Source organism: Streptomyces sp. NPDC050508, assembly GCF_040655155.1.
Classification (GTDB): domain Bacteria; phylum Actinomycetota; class Actinomycetes; order Streptomycetales; family Streptomycetaceae; genus Streptomyces.
Window position 1 is genome coordinate 820,371 of record NZ_JBFAJJ010000001.1, and the last position, 21,728, is coordinate 842,098.

Consider the following 21,728-nt stretch of genomic DNA (forward strand, 5'->3'; position numbering starts at 1 on the left):
GGTCAGGGCCTTTCCAGGACGGCGGCGGCCTGGGTGAGCAGGTGGCCCAGCGGGCCGGTGGCGATGCCGAGCGCGGCGCAGGCCGCCAGACCGGCAGCGAGGGGCCACAGGGCGGAGGGGCTTTCACCGGCCGCCTCCGCGGGCCCCAGCAGCATGCGCGCGGTGCGGATGGCGAGTGCGGCGAAGGCGACCAGGACCAGCAGGAGGGCGGTGGCCGTGGCCCAGCCGGGGCCCGCTCCGGTGGCGAATCCGGCGCGGGCGATGCCCAGTTCGGAGGCGAAGAGGCTGAACGGCGGGAAGCCCAGCAGCGCCACGACAGCGAGCCCGAACAGCGCACCCAGCCAGGGATATTGAGCCAGCAGCCCGCGCACCCGGCCGATCTTCGTCGTGCCACGCAGGTGCAGGATCTGCCCCGAGGCGCAGAACGCGGTGGCTTTGGCGAGCCCGTGCCCGGCGATGTGCAGCAGGGCGGCGGACAGGGCGAGCGGGCTGCCGATCGCCGCGGCCAGGGCGATCAGGCTCATGTGCTCCATGCTGGAGTAGGCCAGCATCCGTTTGAAGTCGCGCTGGGCCAGCAGCAACCCGGCGGCCAGGGTGAGGGTGAGCAGGGCGATTCCGGCCAGCAGGACACGGGTGAAGTCCGGGCCGAGGGCCGCATCCGCGATGACGCGGTAGCGCAGGATCGCGGCGAAGGCCACGGACAGCAGCACTCCGGACATCAGGGCCGAGACCGGGGCGGGTGCCTGGCTGTGCGCGTCGGGCAGCCACGCGTGCAGCGGGACCAGGCCCGCCTTGGCGCCGTAGCCGAGGACCACCAGGCTGATGCCGAGCCGGGTGACGGCCGGGTCGAGTCGGTCCGCACGGGCCACGAGCGTGGGCCAGTCCAGCGCCCACGCCTCGGAGATGCCCGCCTGCCGGGCCGCGTAATACAGGAGCACGGTGCCCAGGAAGGCGAGGGCGATGCCGGCCGAGCAGATCACCACGTACTTCCACGCGGCCTCGACAGACGTGCGGGTGCGGCGGTGGCCGACCAGGAACGCCGTGACCACGGTGGTCGCCTCGATCGCCACCCACAGCACACCGAGGTTCGCGCTCACCACGGCCAGGCACATCGCGCCGAGGAACGTCTGGACCAGCATGTGGTAGCGCCACATGGTCCAGGCCGTCGCGTTCCCGGCGGCCCGCTCCGCCGCCAGATGGGCAGGCCCCGAAGCACAGGCGATGAAGGCGACGGCGCCGACGACCAGCAGCATCCACACGGTCAGCGCGTCAGCCCGCAGCAGCCCGGAGTACGCGGACACCCACCCGCCGTCGACGCGCGCGGAGGCCAGCAGTGCCGCGCAGGTGAGGATCACCGTCGGGGAGGCCAGTGCGGCCCAGTCGGACGGGTGACCGGCCCGCGCCGGGGAGGCGACGGCCGGCTTCCCGGGTGGGGAAGCGGCTGCCGCTTCTTTCCTCTCCGGAAGGCCCGCAACGCCCGCCGCAGTGAGCACAGTGGCTTTCCGCCCCCGCGGTGGACGGCTCTCCTGCGTCCGCCGGACCGCGGGCAGCCCGCGCGGCACCTCATGCCTGACGAAACCGGTGAGCGCGTACCCGGCGGCCACGGCCGGCGGAACGGCTGCGGGCGCGGTCAGCAACAGCGCGGTGGTGGCGGTCATCAGTCGTGCAGCTCCCGCAGGTCGTCGATGTCGGTGGTGCCGAACGCCTCCCGCACCCGCACGGTGAGCAGCTGCAGCACCAGGACGGCGAGCAACACGTCGAAGGAGACGCCGAGTTCGACGATCAGCGGCACCCCGGAGGCGGCCAGGAACGCGGTCGCGGTGATGCCGTTGTCCAGCAGCAGGAAGCCGACCACCTGGGCCAGCGCGCGGCGCCGGGTGACCAGGACGAAGAAGCCGATCAGTACGACGGCCAGGCCGACCGGCAGCGCACGGGTGGCGGGGGTGGGATCCAGTTCGACCAGGGGTCGGGCGACGGCGTAGGCGAGGAGGGTCAGCGCGGCGGCGGTGAGCAGGGATGCGGCGACATTGACCAGCGGCTGGGTCTCGCGCGCCTCCTCGCTCCCGCCGTGCCTGCCGGGCCCGCCGTCCCGCTCGGCCACGAACGCCGTGAGGGCGCGGCGGATCAGGTACGGCAGCAGGCCGGCCCGCAGCGCCCCTATCCCCACCGCCACCACCAGCAGGCCCCACCGGTCCTCGTGCAGTCCCAGGAGCAGGGCGATCGCCGCGAGTGCGACACCCTGGAGCGCGAAAAGCCTGACGATCGCGGCGAGTTCGCGCCGCCACAGCACCACCACGGCGGCCAGCAGGAACGCCCCGCAGGCCAGATCGAGCAGCTGGGTGAACAGGCCCTTGCTCATCGCGCTCCTCCCTCTGTGCCCAGGAAGTAGGAGGCCGTCACCGCGAGCAGCGCCAACAGGAAGGACCCGGCGAGGAGTTCGGGCACCCGGAACAGCCGGAGTTTGGCCCAGAAGACCTCGGCCGCCGCCAGCGCCATGCCCAGGACCATCACCTTGAGCACCACCAGCAGCAGGGCGAGCAGCACAGCAGTGAGCGAGGCGCCGGTAGCGATGCCCCACGGTACGAACAGCGAGGCCAGCAGCCCCAGCAGCACGGTCAGCCGCAGCTGGGCGCCGAACTCGACCAGCGCCAGGTCGGGTCCGGCGTATTCGAGGACCATCGCCTCGTGGACCATGGTCAGTTCCAGGTGGGTGGAGGGGTTGTCCACCGGCAGCCGGCCGCTCTCGGCCAGCACCGCCACCGCGAGCGCGGCGATCGCCAGCAGTCCCGCCGGAGAGGTGAGGCGGGCGGGCTGGTCGGCGGCTCCGGCGACGATGACCGGGAGGTTGGTCGACCCGGCCGGTATCGACAGCGCGAACACCGCCACCAGGATGGTGGGTTCGACCAGCGCGGCGATGGTCATCTCCCGGGAGGCGCCCATGCCGCCGAACGCGGTACCGGTGTCCAGGCCCGCGAGCGCCAGCGCCAGCGTGCCGAGTGCCAGCAGCGACACCACCAGGATGAGGTCCGCGCGCGCCCGCACCGGTGTGTCGGTGGAGACCAGTGGCACAAGGACGGCCAGCACCAGCGAGGTGGCGACCAGCAGCGGCGGCGCCCAGCGGAACGCGGGGCCGGTGCCGATGGGGGTGATCGGTTCCTTGCGCAGCAGTTTGCGAACGTCCCGCCAGGGCTGGAGCACCCCGGCGCCGGCCCGCCCCTCCAGGCGTGCTCTCGTCTGCCGCATCAGCCCGGTCAGCAGGGGCGCCCCTGCCACCACCGCGCCCACCTGGAGGACGATCGCCGCGTATCCGACCGTGTTCACCAGCCCACCACCAACACCACCAGCAGGGCGACCAGCCCGAAGAAGCCGTAACCGAGATACGTATGCACGCTGCCGCCCGCCAGTCGCCGCGCCGACTGCCCGGCCGCGGCGAGGAAGTCGAGGACCGGCCGGTACAGGCGGTGCTCGATCCTGTCGGGCACCCGGTTGCGGAAAGCCACCCGCTCCACGAGATACGCCGACTCGCGCACCGGCGTGACATCCACGTCCTGTTCCGGGGCGAGCACGTCGTCGAAGACCCGCTGCAGCGGCTCCGCGAACGAGGTCGCCGTGTACGCCATCCGCGGCGTCGGCGCCCCGCCCCCGCAGTCCCACAGCCGAGCGTTCATCCGCCGCCGCTGACGCCGCGACGCCCACCTCGTCGTCGCGGTGACCGCGCCCAGCGCCACCGTGAGCGCCGCCACCACCCACAGCGGGGACAGCGAGGCGGACACCTCGTCCAGGCGCACCCGCAGTCCGCCGCCGGATACCGGGTGCGTCCCGGCGAAGCCGACCACTGCCACCGCGCGGTCCAGGCCGTCGCCCAGCAGCCCCGGCACCAGGGCCAGCGCCGTACACAGGGCCGCGAGCAGTCCCATTCCGGCCAGCATCAGCAGCGGCGACTCCTGTGCCGCGGCGGCCTGTTCGGTGCGCGGCCGGGCGAAAAAGCCCACGCCGAGTGCCTTGACGAACACCGCCGCCGCCAGCCCCGCCGACAGGGCGATCACCGCCACCGCCAGAGGCAGCACGATCGCCGTGGTCACCCCGGGCACGGCCAGCCCGTGGATCATCGACTGCAGCAGCAGCCACTCGCTGATGAAGCCGTTGCCCGGCGGCAGCGCCACCGCCCCCAGCGCACCGAGGGCGAACAGTCCCGCCGTGATGGGCATCCGGGCCCGCAGCCCGCCCAGCAGATCCAGGTTCCGCTCCCCGGTGGCCCGCAGCACCGAGCCCGCCGCGCCGAACAACAGGGACTTGAACGCGGAGTGGTTGACCACGTGCAGCAGCGCCGCCGCGAGCGCCAGCCCGGCCAACGCCTTGTCACCGGCGTGGGCGAACAGCCCGGCCGCCCCGACACCGAGCACGACGAGCCCCATGTTCTCGGAGGTCGAGTACGCCAGCAGCCGCTTGAGATCCGAGGCCATCGCGGCCTGCAGGATCCCGTACACCGCCGACAGCCCGCCCATCGCCATCACCAGCAGCCACCACCAGGCCGGCCCTCCGCCCAGCAGATCGAACCCGACCCGCACCAACCCGTAGACACCGAGGTTCACCATGGCCGCACTCATCAACGCCGAGACCGCGCTGGGCGCCTCGGGATGCGCCCGGGGCAGCCACGCGTGCAGCGGCACCAGGCCCGCTTTGGAGGCGAACGCCGTCGCCGTGAGCACGAACACGAGCCCGCGCACGGTCGGCGACATCCCCGCGGTGCCGACGCGCAGGGCGGCGAACGTCTCTCCGCCGGCCTGCGACGCATACACGGACAGGCCCGCGAGCAGCAGGACAAGGCCCAGGTGGGTCATCACGGCATACCAGACGGCCGCCTCACGCACCGACGCTCGCGCCCTGTGCTCGGCCATCACGAGGAGCAGCGAGGTCAGTGCCATCAGCTCCCACAACAGCAGGAACGTCGAGACCGAGGCCGCCGCCGGCACCAGCACGAGGGTCAGTGCGAACAGCGGCAGGAGCGCCTGCGCGCCCCGCGAGCCGAAGCCGTGCGCGCCGTGCCCGGCCACATAGCCGACACCGTAGACGGCCACCGCCGCCACCACGGCCCCGGCCACCGCCATGAACAGTCCGGACAGAGCGTCCACCGCGAAGTGCGTCCCGGCCAGCGGGAGCAGCCCGGGAATTTCGGCCGACCAGCGGCTTCCGCCCAGAGCGGCCACACCCGACGCACCACCCGCCACCCCCACACCCGCTGTCAACACACCCACCACCGCACCCCGGCCCCGCTGCGGCAGCACCAGCCCGGCCGCAGCACCCGCCACGCCCAGTCCGGTGGCCGTCGCGAGGGCGGCCGGGATCAGGCTCACCGTCCGGTCACTCTCCGCAGCGCGGCGACGATCTCGTCCGGCCGCGGCGGGCACCCGGGCACCACCAGATCGACCGGTACGACGTCGGAGACGGCGCCTTCGACGCCGTAACCGCCCGCGAACTCCCCGCAGTCGATCGCACAGTCCCCGACCGCGACCACCAGCCGGGGCTCGGGCATCGCGGCCACCGTGCGGCGCAGCGGCTCGGCCATGTTCCGCGTGACCGGGCCGGTCACCAGGGCCACGTCCGCGTGCCGGGGCGAGGCCACCAGGCGGGCACCGTACCGTTCGGCGTCGTAGACCGGGTTGAAGGCGCCCGCGATCTCGATCTCGCAGCCGTTGCAGGACCCGGCGTCCACACAGCGCACCTGCACCGAGCCGCCGAACTCCCTGGCCGCGAGCGGCTGTTCGCCGTCCGGTTCGGGCGGGGCGGGCTCGGCCACCCGCCCGGTGTCCCGGATCTTGCGCAACAGGCCCATGAACCCTCCCTGACACGGTGAGGACTTGTCAGTGGGTGTCCGACCGGCCACCCACGAGCGGAGATACGGAACTTGGAGACGAAGGCGGCCGCCTCCCGGTGCCGTAGAGCGCTGTCCAGCTCTCGGGAGACGGCCACCGATCGGGGGCCGCCGCTACGACGGCGGTTTGGCCTGCGCCTGGGCGGCCTGCAGGTCGGCGAGGAGTTCGGCCTGCCCGGCGAGCACCCCGGACAGGATGGTGCGGGCGACCCGGAGCAGCTCGGCGATGTCCGGGCTGGTCAGCGAGTAGTACACGGTGGAACCCTCTTTCCGGGTCACCACCAGGTTCGCCCGCCGCAGCACCGCGAGCTGCTGGGAGAGGTGGGCGGGCTCGATGCCCACCTCGGGCAGCATCTCCGCGACCGCGTGCTCGCGCTCACTCAACAGCTCCAGCACCCGGATACGGGCCGGGTGGCCGAGCGTCTTGAAGAACTCGGCCTTCAGTTGGTACAGCGGCGTACTCATCGTGTCGTCGCCTCCCCGGTGCAGCACGGCCGCACCCGACCGTCCTCGGCGCATCGCATCCACCTACTCGTCACACACATGCGGCCCATCCTCGCCTGCGGCGACGGTCACACCGAATCCGCGCACGAGGACCCAGTTGCCCGAAACCAGCGGCAACGACCTCAACAATTGCTAACATTAGCAAGTCTCTACGTGTTGTGAGGGAGGCTTGCGTGAGAATCATTCCGCTGCGCGGCCCCGGGGTGGCCTGGTACAAGTGCCCCGCCTGCCGCCTGAAGTGCCGACCCAGCGCCGTCGGCGCGGAGGGCGCGTGCCCCCGGTGCGGGCACTCCCACATGATGCGGCTGTCCTTCGGCGGCCGGACCACCACGCCCGCGTCGGACGGCGAGCAGAGCTGAGCCGCGCGCGGCACGCGGCTCGACGCAGGGGGCAGAGTGTGCCGGTGGTCGCCGTCTGCTCTGCCTGCGCAACACCGCCGCGGTCGGTAGCTGGCTCACGGCCCACGGTTACGGCACTCGCCGACGCGGTCGCCGCAGGCGTCTCCGGCCAGGAGCCGGCCTCGACCGGCTTCGCCGAAGACGTGGCCATCGCCGCGGAGCGGGACGTCAGCACCGTCGTGCCCGTGCGGGACGGCAATGGTGCCTTCGCGCCCGGCTGAGTTCGGCGAGGTCAGGCCCGAGGCTCGTCGGTCCGCCATCCCGTCGTACGCCACTCGTGTCGGCCCTTCATCGGCTCGCCGGGCCGTGTGCCGTGCGCGGCGAGCGCACCGGCCCGGTCGGGGTGCACGGGGATGGGCGGGCAGTCGCCGTCGGGGACGAGGGATCCGTCGGCAGGGATGGCGGCCAGTTCCAGGGCGCGGCCCGCTGCGGCCAGACGGCGCGCGGCCTCGGTGATCGCCACCTGTCCCTCGGCCGACCAGCCGCGCAGTCCGGTCAGATCCACGATGACCGGACCCCTGCCACGCCCCACCACCCAGCCGACAGCACCCGCGAAGCGATGGACGGCGTCCGGGCCGAGGTATCCGGAGACGGAGAGGACGCCGAGATCCTGCTCGACGGTGTAGCGCCACTCGATGGTCATGATCGTCAACTCCCTTGCGCGGTCAGTCTGTGTGCTTCAGAGGGGGAGGGTGATCCAGATGCTCTTGCCCTTGCCGTCGGCATCGCCCCGGACTACCGCGGTGCCACCCAGACCGAGAGTGAGCTCCATGACGGTGGCCAGGCCGCCCGTGCCGGTGTCGGTGAACGACGCGTAGAGGGCAGGCTGGTAGGGGTGGCGGTCGTGCACGGCGAAGGCCAGACAGTCCGCGCCCGCCGCGTAGATCACCGTCACCTGGGGGGAGAGCACGGCGGCGTGCCGGACGCTGTTGGTGACCAGCTCGCCGAGTATCAGCAGGGCCGGGTCGATGGCGGGGTGGCGCAGGCTGATCCCCCACTCGGTCAGCGCGCGCTCGGCGGTCTGCCGGGACAGCCGGACGGCGGACGGCTCGCTGGGCAGGGTGAGCACATGCCGGTGGGGCAGGGCTTCGAGCCGCGTGGACATCAACTCTCCCTCCCTCGGGCCGGCCGGAAACCGGAAAGCGGCTGGGGATGCAGACAATGGGGGAGGGCGGCCTCGTTCGGATCCGTGATCGCCTCGGCGGGCCCGGCCACCGGCACCGTCCAGCAGGTGCCGGTCGCGGCACGCACCTCGTCCACCTGGTACGTCGCCGTGAGCGGGACTGCTGCCGCCGGCACCGGAGCGCGCACCACCAGGCGGCCGTACTCCCACGTGTGCCGGCCGGGCCGGATGACGGTCAGGTCCCGCTGCGGGTGCATCAGCTGCCCCGGCTCACTGCTCTCCAGCAGCCACAGGGCCTCCGCGCCGGAGACCTCGACCATGCGCAGCGATGCGGGCGGAGTGCTCATCCGACGGTTTCCTCTGTTTGCTCGTCAACGGGTCGTGGCGTCCGGGCGGGGAGCGGTGGCACGACGCCGGCGCACTCCAGGTAGCTGCGGGCGCCTTGGATCGCCTCCGGTGTGGCGGCGTACTCGCGCCCCTCCAGACACAGCAGCTCCAGCGCCCCGACCGAGTCCAGGACCTGGCGCTGACCGGGGCGTATCCCGGAGGTCATGACGACGATGCCGCGCCGGTTCAGCTTCTCCACCACGTCCTTGAGGACGAGGGCGCCGGTGGCGTCGATGGTGATCACCCGGGACATGCGCAGGATGACCACACGGACGTCGGCGACTTCGGCCAGCTCCAGCAAGAAGCGGTGCGCGGCGGCGAAGAACAGCGGCCCGTCGATCCGGTACGCCACGATGTGCTCGGCCAGCAGCGCGTGCTCCTCAGCGCTGTGGTCACCGCGGTCCAGGGGGACCTCTTCGAGCCGGGCCTGCATGGCCACCGCGCGCAGAGCAAGGACGCCCGCCACCGCCAGGCCGATGATCACGGCATACACGAGGTCGAGCACGAGGGTCGCGACGGCGGTCAGCGCCAGGATCAGCGCGTCGGAGCGGGTGGCCTTCGCCATCGCCTTGAGCGAGCCGACCTCGACCATGCGGATCGCCGTGGCGAGCAGCACACCCGCCAGCGCGGCCACCGGAATCCTGGAGACGAGGGGCGCGGCCGCGAACACGATCACCGCGAGAACTGCGGCGTGGACGAGGGAGGCCAGCCGGGAGCTCGCGCCGGTACGGACGTTGACCGCGGTCCGCGCGATCGCGCCGGTTGCCGGGACGCCGCCGAACAGTGGGGCGGCGATGTTGGCCAGGCCCTGGCCGAACAGTTCGCGGTCAGGGTTGTGTTTCTGGCCTACCGTCATGCCGTCGGCCACCGACGCCGACAGCAGGGACTCCAGCGCGGCCAGCGCCGCCACCGCTGCTGCCGGGCCGAGCAGGGACCCGAGCGTGCTCGGGTCGAGGAAGGAAAGTGAGGGCGCGGGCAGACCGGACGGCAGGTCGCCGATCGGCTTCGCGGAGTCCAGGCCGACAGCCTGGGCCACTACCGTGGCCGCGATCACCGCGAGGATCGAGAACGGGACCGTGGGCCGCCACCGGGCACCGATCAGCATCACGGCGGCGACCGCCACCGCGAAGGCGACGGCGGTCCAGTTCGGGTTCTTCCCGAACTCCTCCACCGCGCGCCAGGTCACCACCAGCACGCGGTCGCCCTCCGGCTTGGGCACCCCCAGCGCGTTCGGGACCTGCTGCAGACCGATCACGCAGGCGATGCCGAGCGTGAAGCCCTCGACGACCGGGGCGGGCACGTACTGCATGTACTTGCCGGCCCTCAGCAGGGCGAGCGCGACGAGCATCACGCCCGCCATCAGCCCCACCGTCAGCACACCGGACGGCCCGTGGGCGGCGACGATCGGCACCAGCACCACCGTCATCGCGCCCGTCGGCCCGGACACCTGCAGATTCGAACCCCCGAACACCGCCGCCAGCGCGCCGGCGACGACCGCGGTCGCCAGCCCCGCCTCCGCGCCAAGACCGGAGGAGACTCCGAAGCCGAGCGCGAGCGGCAGCGCGACGATCGCCACCGTGAGGCCGGCCAGCAGGTCCCGGCGCGGGTCGCGGCGTATCTCCGCCAGATCCATACGGCCGGGAAGCAGCGCGGTGAGCCGGGCACCTACCCGGCCGATCGGCATCTTCATCGGGCGGCGACCCCGGCTTCCCGCAGCTCGGCCAACAACTCGTTCCGCCCCACGAGCATGTCCGCCAGGATCCGGCGCGCCGCCCCCATCAGGTCCGCGACATCCCCGCTCGCGAGGGCGTACACCACCGTCGAGCCCTCGCGCCTGGAACTGACGATGCCCGAGCGGCGCAACATCGTCAGCTGCTGCGACAGGCCGGAGGGCTCCACCTCGATCGCGGCCAGCAGATCCCGTACCGGCATCGGCCGGTCCTGCAGCAACTCCAGCACCCGTATCCGCACGGGATGCCCCAGCATCCGGAAGAACTCGGCCTTGGCCTGGTACAGCGGAACGGACACGGCTCCTCGGCTTCCCCGACGCCCCACCCGGGAGGCAAGTGAAGGCTGCGCCCGCGACTACCTGCAGACACAGCCAACACAGCATCTAACCAATTGCGAAATTTTGCAATTAAGCATCAAGCTACTGCCCGGCACTCCAAGCGGGAGGGGCGGGCGAGTCAGCCCTTCTTGACCACGCTCGACTTGAGCTGCATCGCCCCGAAACCGTCGATCTTGCAGTCGATGTCGTGGCCGTCGACCCCGTCGACCAGCCGGATGTTGCGCACCTTCGTGCCCGCCTTGATCCCCGACGGGCTCCCCTTGACTTTGAGCGCCTTCACCACGACCACGGAGTCACCGTCCTGCAGCACATTGCCGACAGAGTCCTTGACGACCCGCTCCGCGGAGTCGCCGGGATCCGAGCCGGCCTCGGCGGGCACCCACTCGTGGCCGCACTCCGGGCACACCACCAGGGCGTTCATCTCGTAGGTGTACTCACACGAGCACTTCGGGCAGGGAGGAAGATTTTCGATCATCCCGGCAGCGTATCCGGCCCTCCATCTCGGACGATCCCTCCGCCGGGCTGTCGTTCTCTTCTCCAGGGCTCGTCCCGGAGGCCACCGAGGTGTGCATGGACGCTCGCTGCTTGCCGGGTGGGAGTGCGGCTCGCGGGATGGGGTGGCTTCCGAGGGCGGCGCCACACCACGGGCCGCCCTCGGAAGCCGATCCTGCACGCCCTGGACCCTGACACGACCGCACATTGCGAGCATGTGGATGTGATGAGTTGAAGAAGTCTTCACATCATGGGCAGGCGTGGTCCCGGCAATGCCGGCCGGGCTAGATCTCGATCTGCCCCTCGACGCGTTTGAGTTGGTGGCGGGCCATGGCCAGGTTCGAGCGGGCCTTGTCGAGCACGAGGTACAGGAACAGGCCGTTGCCACCGCGGCCGGTGATCAGGCGGATCAGGTGGTACTGGCTGTCCAGTGTGATCAGGATGTCCTCGATCTGGCCCTTGAGGCCCAGTTGCTCCATGGTGCGTACCTTGGCGCGGATGACATCGGTGTTGCCGGCCGCGGCGATCGTCAGGTCCAGGGTCTTGCTGCCGCCCAGGGTGCCCAGCGCCATCCCGCTGGTGTAGTCGACGACCGCGGCCCCCAACGCCCCCTCAGTTCCGGCCATCATCTCCTTCAGCGACACTTCCACATTCGCCACAATGCCTCCCCTTGTTCCGTTGACTGCGGCGGACCGGTGCAGTCGATCCGCCTCGGTGTGCGGACCGTACGCACGCGGCCCTCGCCCGCGGGGAGTCTCTTCGGGACTGACCCGCGACGATCGAACAACGGCCCGACAGGACCTGTTGATGTGCCAGAACTGGCCCGACTCGTACGGAAGTTGACGCCTGATCCGGCGCGAGCCGCAAACCCGGATCGCCCGGCTCGGGAGCCCGGACGGACCTCGACCCGCTGCGAACCGGCCCTGCAACTCCAGGACAAAGCGGGGGTGTTGCCTCGCGGCGGCGACAACGTCCCGCGGTCCGGGGCTGACTTCGACACTGCTCATCTCCCGGACCTGAGTGGACATCGAACCGGACGTCCTCGCAGGCCCTGGACCCGGAGGCCCGAATCCAACCGTTTCACCCGGAAGGCCCTGGTCGGCATCACCGGCAGCGGTCATCCCCTCTGCGCCCAACTGATCGATGGCCACCGTCTCGCGAGGGTTCCGATCAGCGGGCTCCGCTCCCGCCAGAAGGCCAACCCGGCGGTGGCCGAGGCCATGGCGGAGATGGGGATCAATGTGTCCGCCGAGGCGCCGAAGATGCTCACCAGCGGCGACGAGCGGCGCGAACCCGCCCGCCGGCCTGGGCCGGATCTTCTGCCCTCGCCTCTGCCCTTCCGCCTGATCGACACCGAATCCAGCCCAGTTCATCTTGCCGAGGAATTGCCGGCCCTCATCAAGATGGACTGGAACCAGACGCAGCTCGACGCCCGCCACCCCACGACCATCCGCACTGCAGACCAAGTCGACCTGTGCCTACGCCGGCGCATCAGTGACCGGCCGCCGCGCTCGGGTGTGCCGTTGACCCACGGGCCGGAAACGCAGGCGCTGTTCGCGAAGAGGTGCAGGTCTCGTCGGCGTCGGGTGGCCCCGGTTCGGTTGCTGTCGCCGGCTGTGGCGCGCTGTTCGAATGGAGTGGCAGTGCGGCTCAGGACGACTCAGTGCGGCCAGGGGGCAGTGCCGCCGTCGACGCCGAGGGTCGTGCCGGTGACGTAGCTCGCGCGGTCGCTCAGGAGCCAGGCGGCAGCTTCAGCGATCTCGTCCGGTTGGCCGGGGCGGCCCAGGGCGGCGAGGGAGCTGAGGTGCTCGACGATGCTCGGGTCGCGCTGCTGCCGGGAGACCATCATCTCGGTCATCGTGGCACCTGGCGCGATGGCGTTCACGCGGACACCGTCGCGGCTGTATTCGGCTGCGGCGGCGCGGCTCAAGGCGATGACCGCGGCCTTCGTCGCCCCGTACACGCTCTGCCCGGCAGCGCCGAAGGTGCCTCCGATGCTGCTGATGTTCACGATCGAGCCACCAGCAGCGCCCTCCGCGGTCATCGCCAGCCACACGCCCTTGAAGTTGGTCTCAAGGACGGAGTCGAAGGTCTCGTCGGTGACCTCCGCGAGGCGACGGCCACCCTGGGTTCGGCCGGCGTTGTTCAGGGCACTGTCGACGCGCCCCCACCTCTCGACCGCGGCTGCGACGGCTCGTTGCAGTTCGCCGGCGTCGGTGGTGTCGGCCTGAACGGCGAGGACGTTGCCTCCATCGGCGGCGATGTCCTCGGCGACACGGTCGAGTTCGGCTTTGCGGCGGGCTGTGATGACGACGTTCGCGCCTTCGCGTGCGAACAGACGCGCGGCGGATTCGCCGATGCCGGACGAGGCGCCGGTGATGAGGATGGTCTTGCCTGCGAGCAGATCGGTCATGGGTGTTGCTCCATCGTGCGGGTTCTCGCTCGGTCGGGGCCCGGATCGGCGAGGAGTCAGTTATGCGCCCGGTCTCCGACGAGCGCGTGGATGAGCGCGTCGCGGACGACGGCGGACGTCGCGTCGTTGTCGCCGTTGTCGGGGTTCACGGCGACGGCGTGGGCGACACCGCGCAGGGCCGCGCGGAGCGCGTTCGTCGCCAGCGCCGCGGTGATCCCGGGCCGGAGGGCGCCTGCCTGCTCAAGCTCGTCGAAACCGGCGCGCAGCAGCGCGCCGCTTCGTTCGACCTGGCTCGGCAGCGGGCCGGCTGTCGGGTACATCGCAGGGTAGAGACCCGGGTAGGCGAGCGCGAATGCGATGTGCGCGTCCCATCCTGCGGCGACGCGGGCACGCGGGTCCGCGTCAGCGACCGGGGTAGCGGTGTCCTTGCGGTGGAAGTGCTCCTCGAACGCCGCGTCGACGACCGCGCGGATCAGTCCCGACCGGTCGCCGAAGTGGTGGTACAGCGACGGGGCCTGCACACCTGCGGCGGCGGAGACGGCACGCGTGGAGACCGCGTCGACACCGTCACGTGTGGCGATCTCGAAGGCGGCGGCGAGCAGTCGCTCGCGGGCGTCACCGGCTGCATTCTGTAGCACCGCTATAGAAGCTCTCGAATCGCGCTGCTCACTGGGGTGCCGTTCGTCATCGCGTGACCGGCCGATCCGCTGCTGGGCGGGGCGCCGCGCCACGGCCTTAGGTCTCGGAGTTGAGCCGTCCCGATCGGAAGGGCTCCACCCGGCGGGGCAGTTCGGCGAAGCCCGCGTCCGCCAGCGCCCCGGCGAGCCCGGGGAGCGCGGAGATCCGGTCGACGAGCGAGGCGTCCACTTCCAGGCGGGCGGTGTCGCCTAGGTCGCGGACCCGGAGGTCGGTCACTGTCAGTCCGGCGTCGGCCAGGATCGCGCGCACCGCGGTCTCGGCCCGGTCGACGCGGGCCAGGCGGTGCGGGGTGACCTCGATGCCGTAGCGGATGCGGCTGGCCAGACAGGGTGTCGCGGGTTTGTTCCAGGTCGGCAGTGACCAGTGTCTGCTCAGCAGGCGCACCTCCGCCTTGGTCAGGCCGGTGTCGAGGAGCGGGGTGTGGATGCCGCGTTCCCGGCCGGCCCTGATGCCCGGGCGGTGCGGGTCCCGGGCGTCGTCCGCGTTGGTTCCGGTGGCCACCAGTTCGTATCCGTGGTCGTGGGCGAGCACGGTGATGGTGTCCAGGACCTCGGACTTGCAGAAGTAGCAGCGGTCGGGGCCGTTGGCGCGGTAGCCGGGACGGGTCAGTTCGCTGGTGCGCGGGGTGAGATGAGTGACGCCGAGGTCCGTGGCCAGGCGGCGGGCGTGCGGTAGTTCACCGGCGGCCAGGCTCTCCGACACGGCAGTGACGGCGAGAACCCGCTCCGGGCCGACGGCACGTACGGCGGCGGCGAGCACGAGGGCGGAGTCCGCGCCGCCCGAATAGGCCACGGCGACGGCGCCGATGGCGCGCATGCGGTCCAGAAGCCGGTCGGCGAGCGCGTCGGCGTGTACGAGCGCGGCCGCTCCCTCGTCTGTGACGGTCATGGTTGTCCTCCTGCGAGAAGGTCGGTGTGCTGAGGGATGGCGACCCGGCCGCTCTTGGCGAGTGCGCGTGCCGCGACGGTCCGGAGGGGCATGCCCAGGTCCGCGGCGACGGAGGCGAGGTCGTCGTGTTCGGGTTTTGCGCCGTGCGGACCGTGCTTGATCCGAACCGGGTGGCCGTCCACGTGCACGGTCTCGAAGTCCCGCGGCAGCGCGGTGCGGGTGGCGTCGACGCGACGGATGCCGAGGCTGCCGGTCTCCGACAGTACGAGGTCGCGCAGCCGACGCTCGTCCTGTCGGGTGGTCAGGACGTGCAGCACGTGCGCGGGACGGTTCTTCTTCATCATGGCGGGCGTCACCCAGGCGTCGAGAGCACCGGACTCCATCGCCCGGGTGATGGTGTGTCCGAGGACCTCGCCGGTGACGTCGTCGAGGTTGGTCTCCAGAACGACGACGTTCTCCGCCGGAGGGTCCTGACTCGAAGCTGCCGGGGCGGGGACTCCCAGGGTCACCGCCGTGACGTTGGCCCGGTCCGGCAGGCGGCGGGTGCCCGCCCCGTACCCGGTGCGGCCCAGGGTCATGGGGGGCGGCGGTTCGTACCGCGCTCCGAGCGCGCGCAGCAGTGCGGCGCCGGTGGGCGTCACCGTTTCGCCGGGCAGATCGCTGCCCATGACGGCCGCTCCGGCGAGCAGCGCCAGCGTGGCGGGTGCCGGGCAGGGCAGTACTCCGTGCGCCGAGGTCACCCGCCCCCGGCCCAGCGGGATCCGTGCGCTGAAGACGTCGGAGACGCCCAGGGCATGCAGGGCGGCCGCGACGCCGACGATGTCGACCAGGGTGTCGTGGCCGCCGAGTTCGTGGAGGTGGACGGTGGCGGGGTCGGCGCCGTGCAGGCGGCCCTCCACCTCGGCGACGGCGGTCACGGTGGCGACCGCGAGGGCGGCGACAGGTTCGGGGGTGGCCCGCGAGGCGAGGCGGATGACTTCGGCGGCCTGCCGCTCGGTGCACGGGTCGGTGACTTCCACGTGGACCCGGGTGGCGGCCAGCCCGTGGTCGGTGACGCGCTCGGCGGTCAGTTCCCAGCCGGTGAGACCCGTGGCGGCGATCGAGGACCGGATCGCGTCCAGCGGTGCTCCGGCGTCGATGAGGGCGGCCAGGAGCATGTCTCCGGCCAGCCCGGTGAACGGGTTGATCCAGACGATCACCGGGCGCCTCCGGGTGTGTTCACACGCCTCTGGGTGTTCGCAAGGCTTTGGGCGATGCGGTGAACCGCCATCGCGGCCGAGAAGCCGGAGTCGATGTTGACCACGGTCACCCCCGCAGCACAGGAGGCGTGCATGGCAAGCAGTGCGGTGACGCCCTCCAGGGACGCGCCGTACCCGGTGGAGACCGGCACCGCGACGACCGGTGCGCGCACCAGACCGCCCACGACACTGGCGAGGGCGCCCTCCATCCCGGCCACGACGATCACCGCGTCGGCGGCCTGGAGCCGGTCACGCACCTGGAGGATCCGGTCGAGGCCGGCCACCCCCACGTCGTGGATGGCGGTGGTGTCCAGGCCGACGGCGGCGGCCACGGCGGTGGCTTCGGCGGCGACGGGCCGGTCCGAGGTGCCGGCGGCCACCACCGTCACGCAGAAGTCCCCGGCCTGAGACGGCCGCCAGTACAGCAGCCGGGCCTCGGCGTCGTACGTTCCTGGGCCGTGTGGCTGACCGTCGTACGTACCCGGGGCGTGTGGCTGCCCGTCATACGGCCCCGGGCCTCGCGTCTCCTCGTCGTGCACGCCGGGATCCAGCCGTGCCATGACGGCCTCGGCGGTCTCCGCTTCGATCCGGGTGACGAGGACAGGGCCGGTGTTGTGTTCCAGTAGCCCGGTGACGATGCCGCTGATCTGCTCGACTGTCTTGCCGGGCCCGTAGACGACCTCGGGGAGTCCCTGCCGGGCCTCGCGGGCGAGGTCAAGCCGGGCGAAGCCCAGGTCCAGTACTCCGCTCATGCCCCGCTCCTGTCGACGTACGGGATGGTCTGCGGTCCTTCGGGCAGGACGCAGAGACGGGCGCCGGGACCCGCTGCGGCCAGCGCCTCGGCGACGGTGGCCGAGATGTCGCGGGTCTGTCGCAGGTGGGCGGTGGCCAGTTCGGCGTCGCTCAGGAAGCCGGTGTGCATGACGACCCGGCTGCCGGACTGGATACGTGCCTGGATCTGCACCTGCCACTGGTCGGGCACGGTTTCGGTGCGGGCGCTGATGTCGTCGAACAGGGCCTGAGGGGATGGAGCGGAGGCCAGCACCTCCCGGTAGGAGCCGTGGTCGGGGAAGCCGTCGCGGCACTCGGCTGCGCAGACGATCATGCCGCCGGGTTTGACCACCTGGTAGGCGGCGGACATGCCCTTGACCGCCTGGTAGAGGTTCTGGTCCAGCGGGAAACCGGAGTTGGTGGTGACGACGACGTCGAACCGCGCCTCGACCGGCCGCATCGCCATGCGCTTCGCCGTGGCCGTGGCCGCGGCGTGCATCGGCGCCAGATCGCCTCCGAAGGCGGCCACGATGTCCTTGTCCCGGTTCAGCACCACGTCCAGCGAGAAGGTGACTCCGGTCGCCTCGGCGATGGCCCGTACGTCGTCATGGACGGGGTTGCCGTGGGTGTTGCCCCAGGTGGCGCGCGGGTCGCCGATGCGGGCCGCGTCGTGCAGGACGAGGACCGTCTCCAGCGCGGCCAGGCCGGGGGCCACGAGTTTCGGACCGCCCGAGAAACCGGCGAAGAAGTGCGGTTCGACGAAGCCCGTGGTGATGCGGACGTCCGCCTCGGCCCACGCACGGTTCAGCCAGACCGGGACGCCGTTGCCGTACCTCCCCATCCAGGTCAGTTGTCCGGGGTCGCGGGCGTCGTGGTTGACGATGCGTACGGCGTCCACGACCTCGTCGCCGAACATCTCGCGCAGCTCCGCCTCGCCGTTGCCCCGGTGGGTGCCGGTGGCGACGAGGATCACCACGTCCTCCAGAGGGACGATCCCTTCGAGTTCGTCGAGGACGGCGGGGATCATCAGATGGCGCGGCTGGGGGCGGGTGCCGTCGCAGGCCGAGATCGCCACCGTCTGCCCCGGTCGCACCCGTTCGCGCAGCGGGGGCCCGGCGACGGGGGCGCGCAACGCCTCGCGCAATACGGCCATTTGGTCCCCGGCGGCCTCGTGGTGAACGGGTTCGACGACGGTCGCCGTCCGCGGATCCACCTCGATGTCGAGCCCCGACTGCCCGTAGGCCAGACGTATCTTCACAGGTATTCCTTCCGCAGTCGGTAGGCGCGGGCCGCCGTGCCGCCGAAGACCTCGGCACGTTCGGCGACGGTCAGCCGGTCGGTCACTTCCTCGGCCGCGCGGACGGCCTCCCCGTAGGAAGCGGCCGGCAGGCACACCGGCCAGTCGGAGCCGAACATCACCCGGGACGGGCCGAAGGCGTCCAGCACCACATCGGCGTACGGGCGCAGATCCGCGACGGTCCAGCCGGTGCGGTCCGCCTCGGTGACCATGCCGGACAGCTTGCAGAACACGTTGGGTTCGGCGGCCAGTTCACGGATCAGCGAGACCCACGGGTGCAGTTCGCCGGAGGCGATGGGCGGCTTGGACAGGTGGTCGAGGACGAAGACCAGCTCGGGCAGTGCTCGTACGGTGGCGATGGCGGCGGGGAGTTGGCGCGGGAGGGTGAGCAGGTCGTAGGCGAGACCCGCGTCCGCCACCTTGCCCAGTCCACGTCGGACGTCCGCCCGGTTCAGCCAGCCCGGGTCCGCCTCGCCCTGCACCAAGTGCCTGACGCCTACCAGGAGTTCACCTCCGGTGCCCGTCCGCAGCGCGGCCAGTGTGTCCGTCAGGCGGTCCGAGGTGAGGTCCGCCCAGCCGACGACACCGGCGATCAGGTCCGCCGCCCCCGCCAGGGACAGGAACTCCACCGTCTCGTCGGCGTCGGGGAGGACCTGGACCAGGATCGTACGGTCGATGCCCGCCGCCTCGGCCTCCGGTGCGAGGTCGTCGAGGGTGAAGTCACGGCGTACGGCTGCCATGTCGGGGGCGTCCAGCCAGTCGTGCGCGCGACGGCTAGGGCCGGAAGCGGTCCTGGGCCCTCTCGGAGCCGTCTCTGCCACAGGCGTCGCGGGCAGGGGCCGCCAGACGTGGTGGTGTGCGTCGATCCGTGTCATGGCCGGGCCCCCGCCAGGGCGTCGAGTTCCGCCCACAACTCCGCGGGGATCTCCACCGTGGCGTGCGCGATGTTCTCCGTGACCTCCAGTGGACTGCGCGCGCCGAGGACCACACCGGTGACCGCCGGGTGGCGCAGCGGGAACTGCAGCGCGGCGGCGGCCAGCGGCACCCCGTGGGCTGCGCACCGCTCGGCCAGGGACCGGGCGCGGCGCAGCACTTCGTCGGGGGCCGGGGCGTAGTCGTAGGTGGCGCCCGGGGACGGGTCGGCGAGGATGCCGCTGTTGAAGACGCCGCCGACCAGGACGCCCACCTCGCGCTCGGCGCACAGCGGCAGCAGCACGTCGGCCGCGCCGCGGTCCAGCAGGGAGTAGCGGCCGGCGACGAGTACGCAGTCGAGGTCGGTCTCGGTGACGAAGCGGGTGAGCATCGCCGTCTGGTTCATGCCCGCGCCGATCGCCCGGACCGCTCCCTGGTCGCGCAGCCGGGCCAGTGCCGGGTACGCCCCTGTGACCGCGTCCTCCCAGTAGTCGTCCGGGTCGTGGATCAGGACCGTGTCGAAGGCTTCGAGACCGGACCGCTCAAGGCTCTCGGCGAACGAACGGTAGACGCCCTCGGCGCTGTAGTCGCGCACCCGGACCAGCCCCCGTTCGCCGTGGTACGCCTCGTCCCCGAGGGCGGCGTCGCCCGGCACGAGCAGCCGTCCCACTTTTGTGGACACGGTGAACTCGGCGCGCGGGCGGCCGGTGTCGGCGAGGAAGGATCCCAGCCGCCGTTCCGCGAGCCCGGCGCCGTAGTGCGGGGCGGTGTCGAAGTACCGGACACCGGCCGCCCAGGCCGCGTCGAGGGTGGCGGTGGCCTGCTCGTCGCCGACCGCCGAGAACAGCCCGGCCAGCGGTGCGGTGCCCAGGCCGATACGGCTGACGGTGGCCTGGGAGCGGCCGAGCGGGACGCGCTCGGTGAACCAGGGCGGGCTCGCGGAGGTCATCAGGCCTGTCCGAGGACGTGCCGCTGGCGGCCGAGCCGGTCGATCTCCACCTCGACCACGTCGCCGGCGACCAGATAGGGGAAGTCGTTGGCGCCGAAGGCAACGCCGGCCGGGGTGCCGGTGCTGATCACGTCTCCGGGGTCCAGCACCATGAACTGGCTCAGGTACCAGACGATATGGCGCACCCCGAAGATCATGTTCTTGGTGTGGCCGTCCTGGCGCAGTTCGCCGTTGACCCACAGCCGCATGGCCAGCCCCTGCGGGTCGCCGGTCTCGTCGGGGGTGACCAGCCAGGGGCCGAGCGGGTTGAAGGTCTCGCAGGACTTGCCCTTGTCCCACTGTCCGCCCCGCTCGTGCTGGAAGGCCCGCTCGGAGACGTCGTCGGCGATCGCGTAGCCCGCGATGACGTCGTCCGCCGCCTCCGGCGAGTCCAGGTAGCGCGCGGTGCGGCCGATGACCACGGCTAGCTCGATCTCGTAGTCCGTCTTCTCACTGGTGCGCGGCACGAGCACGGTGTCGTCGGGGCCGACGACCGTGTTGGCCGCCTTCATGAAGACGACCGGTTCGGCAGGGGGCGGTGTCGCGGTCTCCGCAGCGTGATCGACGTAGTTGAGCCCGATGCACACCACCTTGGCGGGGCGTGCGACCGGGGCACCGACCCGCCGGCCTGCGATGTCCGTGCGCGGCAGCACGTTCTCGGCCAGGGCGGCACGGGCGCGTTCCACGCCACCCTCGGCCAGGAACGCTCCGTCGATGTCGACGGTCAGCGGACTCAGGTCTCTCGCGGTGCCGTCGGAATCCAGGACCACGGGCCGCTCGGAGCCCGCCGGGCCCACGCGCAGAAATCTCATCGGTACTCCTCGGTGAGGTGAACAAGCCCGCCCGGTGACCGGCAACTCGGAACCCGGGAGCGAGACATAAGGAATGGAAAGGGATAACGGGCGCACCAGTAGTCAGTGAGGAAGCCCCTACGCGGCTGAGCCGTCCCCGGGGAGCCGACCGTCCCGTTCCAGGTGCGCGCGCAGCCACCGCTCGGTGGTGCTGACGTGCATCAGCGCCGCCGCCTGGGCGAGCACGGCGTCACCGTCGGCCAGCGCTTGGTAGATCGCCTCGTGTTCGGCGAGGGTGCGGCCGGCGGCGTTGTCATCGACCAGTCCCCGCCAGACACGGGCGCGCAGCGTCCGGCCGGAGATGCCCTCCAGGAGGGTGGCCAGCGTGGCGTTGCCGGTGGCCGCGACCACGGCCCGGTGGAAGGCGGCGTCGTGCTCGTTGAGGCGTTCCACGTCGTCGCGGGCCGCTCGCATCGCGTCCAGGTGCCGCTCCACCTCGCCGAGCTCGGTGGCCGAGATCCGGGTGGCGGCCAGCGCCGTGGCGACCGGCTCGAACAGGCGGCGCACTTCGGTGAGTTCCAGCAAGGTGTCGCCACGCAGCAACTCCACCGCGGTCCCGATGCTGCTCAGCAGCAGCTCCGGTTCCAGGCTGGTCACGTAGGTGCCGTCCCCGCGCCGGATCTCCAGCACCCGCGCGACGACCAGCGCCTTCACCGCTTCCCGCATCAGATTGCGGGACAGGCCCAACTCCGTGGCGAGCTGTTGCTCGGGCGGAAGTTTGGCCCCGGGAGGCAGCTCGCCCGACTGGATGAGGTCCCTGATGCGGTCGATGGCCTTGTCGGTCAGTGACATGCGTGGCTGCCCTCCTCGTCGTTGTGTGCGCAGCG

The 21,728-nt window shown here is 71.6% G+C and carries 26 protein-coding genes; 3 read left to right on the forward strand and 23 right to left on the reverse strand.

Annotated elements, in window-relative coordinates:
* Window positions 1-2 precede the first annotated feature (2 nt).
* From AB0I69_RS03705 to AB0I69_RS03730, 6 genes are all read right to left on the reverse strand, one after another.
* Window positions 3-1,658, reverse strand: coding sequence for a proton-conducting transporter membrane subunit (locus AB0I69_RS03705; protein WP_363093865.1), 1,656 nt, complete (start codon window positions 1,656-1,658; stop codon window positions 3-5).
* Complete coding sequence (locus AB0I69_RS03710; protein WP_363093866.1) at window positions 1,658-2,359, reverse strand: hypothetical protein; 702 nt, start codon at window positions 2,357-2,359, stop codon at window positions 1,658-1,660. The genes AB0I69_RS03705 and AB0I69_RS03710 overlap by 1 nt, the downstream gene beginning before the upstream one ends.
* On the reverse strand, window positions 2,356-3,321 hold the full coding sequence (locus AB0I69_RS03715) for an NADH-quinone oxidoreductase subunit H (protein ID WP_363093867.1): 966 nt from the start codon (window positions 3,319-3,321) through the stop codon (window positions 2,356-2,358). The genes AB0I69_RS03710 and AB0I69_RS03715 overlap by 4 nt, the downstream gene beginning before the upstream one ends.
* Window positions 3,318-5,354: a proton-conducting transporter membrane subunit gene (locus AB0I69_RS03720; RefSeq protein WP_363093869.1), complete on the reverse strand. Its 2,037-nt coding sequence runs from the start codon at window positions 5,352-5,354 to the stop codon at window positions 3,318-3,320. The genes AB0I69_RS03715 and AB0I69_RS03720 overlap by 4 nt, the downstream gene beginning before the upstream one ends.
* Window positions 5,351-5,833: an oxidoreductase gene (locus tag AB0I69_RS03725; RefSeq protein WP_363093870.1), complete on the reverse strand. Its 483-nt coding sequence runs from the start codon at window positions 5,831-5,833 to the stop codon at window positions 5,351-5,353. The genes AB0I69_RS03720 and AB0I69_RS03725 overlap by 4 nt, the downstream gene beginning before the upstream one ends.
* A gap of 153 nt (window positions 5,834-5,986) precedes the next feature.
* A complete protein-coding gene (locus AB0I69_RS03730; RefSeq protein WP_363093871.1) occupies window positions 5,987-6,337 on the reverse strand; it encodes a metalloregulator ArsR/SmtB family transcription factor in 351 nt (116 codons plus the stop codon).
* Window positions 6,338-6,549: 212 nt separating this feature from the next.
* Between AB0I69_RS03730 and AB0I69_RS03735 the strand changes: the two genes are divergently transcribed.
* Entirely contained in the window at window positions 6,550-6,735 is a 186-nt protein-coding gene (locus AB0I69_RS03735) for a hypothetical protein (RefSeq protein ID WP_363093872.1), read from the forward strand.
* A 38-nt stretch (window positions 6,736-6,773) separates the two neighbouring features.
* Window positions 6,774-6,995 (forward strand): hypothetical protein, encoded by a 222-nt coding sequence (locus AB0I69_RS03740; RefSeq protein ID WP_363093873.1) that lies wholly within the window; start codon window positions 6,774-6,776, stop codon window positions 6,993-6,995.
* A gap of 11 nt (window positions 6,996-7,006) precedes the next feature.
* Here the strand turns inward: AB0I69_RS03740 and AB0I69_RS03745 are convergent, their stop codons facing one another.
* The 7 genes from AB0I69_RS03745 to AB0I69_RS03775 form a co-directional block, all read right to left on the reverse strand.
* A complete protein-coding gene (locus tag AB0I69_RS03745) occupies window positions 7,007-7,417 on the reverse strand; it encodes an anti-sigma factor antagonist (RefSeq protein ID WP_363093874.1) in 411 nt (136 codons plus the stop codon).
* Window positions 7,418-7,453: 36 nt separating this feature from the next.
* Entirely contained in the window at window positions 7,454-7,879 is a 426-nt protein-coding gene (locus tag AB0I69_RS03750; protein ID WP_363093875.1) for an ATP-binding protein, read from the reverse strand.
* Window positions 7,879-8,244, reverse strand: coding sequence for a pyridoxamine 5'-phosphate oxidase family protein (locus tag AB0I69_RS03755; protein ID WP_363093876.1), 366 nt, complete (start codon window positions 8,242-8,244; stop codon window positions 7,879-7,881). Before AB0I69_RS03755 ends, AB0I69_RS03750 begins: the two co-directional genes overlap by 1 nt.
* Window positions 8,241-9,974, reverse strand: coding sequence for a SulP family inorganic anion transporter (locus tag AB0I69_RS03760; protein WP_363093877.1), 1,734 nt, complete (start codon window positions 9,972-9,974; stop codon window positions 8,241-8,243). The genes AB0I69_RS03755 and AB0I69_RS03760 overlap by 4 nt, the downstream gene beginning before the upstream one ends.
* A complete protein-coding gene (locus AB0I69_RS03765) occupies window positions 9,971-10,312 on the reverse strand; it encodes a metalloregulator ArsR/SmtB family transcription factor (protein ID WP_363093878.1) in 342 nt (113 codons plus the stop codon). Before AB0I69_RS03765 ends, AB0I69_RS03760 begins: the two co-directional genes overlap by 4 nt.
* A gap of 158 nt (window positions 10,313-10,470) precedes the next feature.
* On the reverse strand, window positions 10,471-10,827 hold the full coding sequence (locus AB0I69_RS03770) for a zinc ribbon domain-containing protein YjdM (RefSeq protein WP_363093879.1): 357 nt from the start codon (window positions 10,825-10,827) through the stop codon (window positions 10,471-10,473).
* A 301-nt stretch (window positions 10,828-11,128) separates the two neighbouring features.
* Window positions 11,129-11,503 (reverse strand): hypothetical protein, encoded by a 375-nt coding sequence (locus AB0I69_RS03775; RefSeq protein WP_363093880.1) that lies wholly within the window; start codon window positions 11,501-11,503, stop codon window positions 11,129-11,131.
* A 549-nt stretch (window positions 11,504-12,052) separates the two neighbouring features.
* On the opposite strand from AB0I69_RS03775, the gene AB0I69_RS03780 reads away from it, so the two are divergent.
* Complete coding sequence (locus AB0I69_RS03780; protein WP_363093881.1) at window positions 12,053-12,562, forward strand: hypothetical protein; 510 nt, start codon at window positions 12,053-12,055, stop codon at window positions 12,560-12,562.
* On the opposite strand, the gene AB0I69_RS03785 is transcribed toward AB0I69_RS03780, so the two are convergent.
* From AB0I69_RS03785 to AB0I69_RS03830, 10 genes are all read right to left on the reverse strand, one after another.
* Entirely contained in the window at window positions 12,505-13,257 is a 753-nt protein-coding gene (locus tag AB0I69_RS03785; RefSeq protein ID WP_363093882.1) for an SDR family NAD(P)-dependent oxidoreductase, read from the reverse strand. The genes AB0I69_RS03780 and AB0I69_RS03785 overlap by 58 nt on opposite strands.
* A gap of 56 nt (window positions 13,258-13,313) precedes the next feature.
* Complete coding sequence (locus tag AB0I69_RS03790) at window positions 13,314-13,895, reverse strand: TetR/AcrR family transcriptional regulator (RefSeq protein WP_363093883.1); 582 nt, start codon at window positions 13,893-13,895, stop codon at window positions 13,314-13,316.
* A gap of 97 nt (window positions 13,896-13,992) precedes the next feature.
* Entirely contained in the window at window positions 13,993-14,844 is an 852-nt protein-coding gene (larE, locus tag AB0I69_RS03795; protein ID WP_363093884.1) for an ATP-dependent sacrificial sulfur transferase LarE, read from the reverse strand.
* A complete protein-coding gene (gene larC, locus AB0I69_RS03800; RefSeq protein WP_363093885.1) occupies window positions 14,841-16,043 on the reverse strand; it encodes a nickel pincer cofactor biosynthesis protein LarC in 1,203 nt (400 codons plus the stop codon). The genes larE and larC overlap by 4 nt, the downstream gene beginning before the upstream one ends.
* Window positions 16,040-16,834, reverse strand: a complete 795-nt coding sequence (gene larB / locus AB0I69_RS03805; RefSeq protein WP_363093886.1) for a nickel pincer cofactor biosynthesis protein LarB — start codon at window positions 16,832-16,834, stop codon at window positions 16,040-16,042. The genes larC and larB overlap by 4 nt, the downstream gene beginning before the upstream one ends.
* On the reverse strand, window positions 16,831-18,111 hold the full coding sequence (gene larA / locus AB0I69_RS03810) for a nickel-dependent lactate racemase (RefSeq protein ID WP_363093887.1): 1,281 nt from the start codon (window positions 18,109-18,111) through the stop codon (window positions 16,831-16,833). Before larA ends, larB begins: the two co-directional genes overlap by 4 nt.
* On the reverse strand, window positions 18,108-19,025 hold the full coding sequence (locus AB0I69_RS03815) for an amidohydrolase family protein (RefSeq protein ID WP_363093888.1): 918 nt from the start codon (window positions 19,023-19,025) through the stop codon (window positions 18,108-18,110). Before AB0I69_RS03815 ends, larA begins: the two co-directional genes overlap by 4 nt.
* Window positions 19,022-20,011, reverse strand: a complete 990-nt coding sequence (locus tag AB0I69_RS03820) for an aldo/keto reductase (protein WP_363093889.1) — start codon at window positions 20,009-20,011, stop codon at window positions 19,022-19,024. The genes AB0I69_RS03815 and AB0I69_RS03820 overlap by 4 nt, the downstream gene beginning before the upstream one ends.
* Window positions 20,011-20,862 carry a fumarylacetoacetate hydrolase family protein gene (locus tag AB0I69_RS03825; RefSeq protein WP_363093890.1) on the reverse strand — a complete coding sequence of 284 codons (852 nt, stop codon included), beginning with the start codon at window positions 20,860-20,862 and terminating at the stop codon, window positions 20,011-20,013. Before AB0I69_RS03825 ends, AB0I69_RS03820 begins: the two co-directional genes overlap by 1 nt.
* Window positions 20,863-20,979: 117 nt before the next feature.
* Window positions 20,980-21,693 carry a FadR/GntR family transcriptional regulator gene (locus tag AB0I69_RS03830; RefSeq protein ID WP_363093891.1) on the reverse strand — a complete coding sequence of 238 codons (714 nt, stop codon included), beginning with the start codon at window positions 21,691-21,693 and terminating at the stop codon, window positions 20,980-20,982.
* Between the last annotated feature and the right edge of the window lie 35 nt (window positions 21,694-21,728).

Excerpts from the sequence above, each read along its gene's own strand:
- larE (WP_363093884.1), bottom strand. The coding sequence starts at position 14,844 with ATGACCGTCACAGACGAGGGAGCGGCCGCGCTCGTACACGCCGACGCG.
- AB0I69_RS03725 (WP_363093870.1), bottom strand. The coding sequence starts at position 5,833 with ATGGGCCTGTTGCGCAAGATCCGGGACACCGGGCGGGTGGCCGAGCCC.
- AB0I69_RS03770 (WP_363093879.1), bottom strand. The coding sequence starts at position 10,827 with ATGATCGAAAATCTTCCTCCCTGCCCGAAGTGCTCGTGTGAGTACACC.
- AB0I69_RS03705 (WP_363093865.1), bottom strand. The coding sequence starts at position 1,658 with ATGACCGCCACCACCGCGCTGTTGCTGACCGCGCCCGCAGCCGTTCCG.
- larB (WP_363093886.1), bottom strand. The coding sequence starts at position 16,834 with ATGAGCGGAGTACTGGACCTGGGCTTCGCCCGGCTTGACCTCGCCCGC.
- AB0I69_RS03760 (WP_363093877.1), bottom strand. The coding sequence starts at position 9,974 with ATGAAGATGCCGATCGGCCGGGTAGGTGCCCGGCTCACCGCGCTGCTT.
- AB0I69_RS03710 (WP_363093866.1), bottom strand. The coding sequence starts at position 2,359 with ATGAGCAAGGGCCTGTTCACCCAGCTGCTCGATCTGGCCTGCGGGGCG.
- AB0I69_RS03825 (WP_363093890.1), bottom strand. The coding sequence starts at position 20,862 with ATGAGATTTCTGCGCGTGGGCCCGGCGGGCTCCGAGCGGCCCGTGGTC.
- AB0I69_RS03785 (WP_363093882.1), bottom strand. The coding sequence starts at position 13,257 with ATGACCGATCTGCTCGCAGGCAAGACCATCCTCATCACCGGCGCCTCG.
- AB0I69_RS03820 (WP_363093889.1), bottom strand. The coding sequence starts at position 20,011 with ATGACCTCCGCGAGCCCGCCCTGGTTCACCGAGCGCGTCCCGCTCGGC.
- AB0I69_RS03755 (WP_363093876.1), bottom strand. The coding sequence starts at position 8,244 with ATGAGCACTCCGCCCGCATCGCTGCGCATGGTCGAGGTCTCCGGCGCG.
- AB0I69_RS03730 (WP_363093871.1), bottom strand. The coding sequence starts at position 6,337 with ATGAGTACGCCGCTGTACCAACTGAAGGCCGAGTTCTTCAAGACGCTC.
- AB0I69_RS03815 (WP_363093888.1), bottom strand. The coding sequence starts at position 19,025 with ATGACACGGATCGACGCACACCACCACGTCTGGCGGCCCCTGCCCGCG.
- AB0I69_RS03750 (WP_363093875.1), bottom strand. The coding sequence starts at position 7,879 with ATGTCCACGCGGCTCGAAGCCCTGCCCCACCGGCATGTGCTCACCCTG.
- AB0I69_RS03830 (WP_363093891.1), bottom strand. The coding sequence starts at position 21,693 with ATGTCACTGACCGACAAGGCCATCGACCGCATCAGGGACCTCATCCAG.
- AB0I69_RS03745 (WP_363093874.1), bottom strand. The coding sequence starts at position 7,417 with ATGACCATCGAGTGGCGCTACACCGTCGAGCAGGATCTCGGCGTCCTC.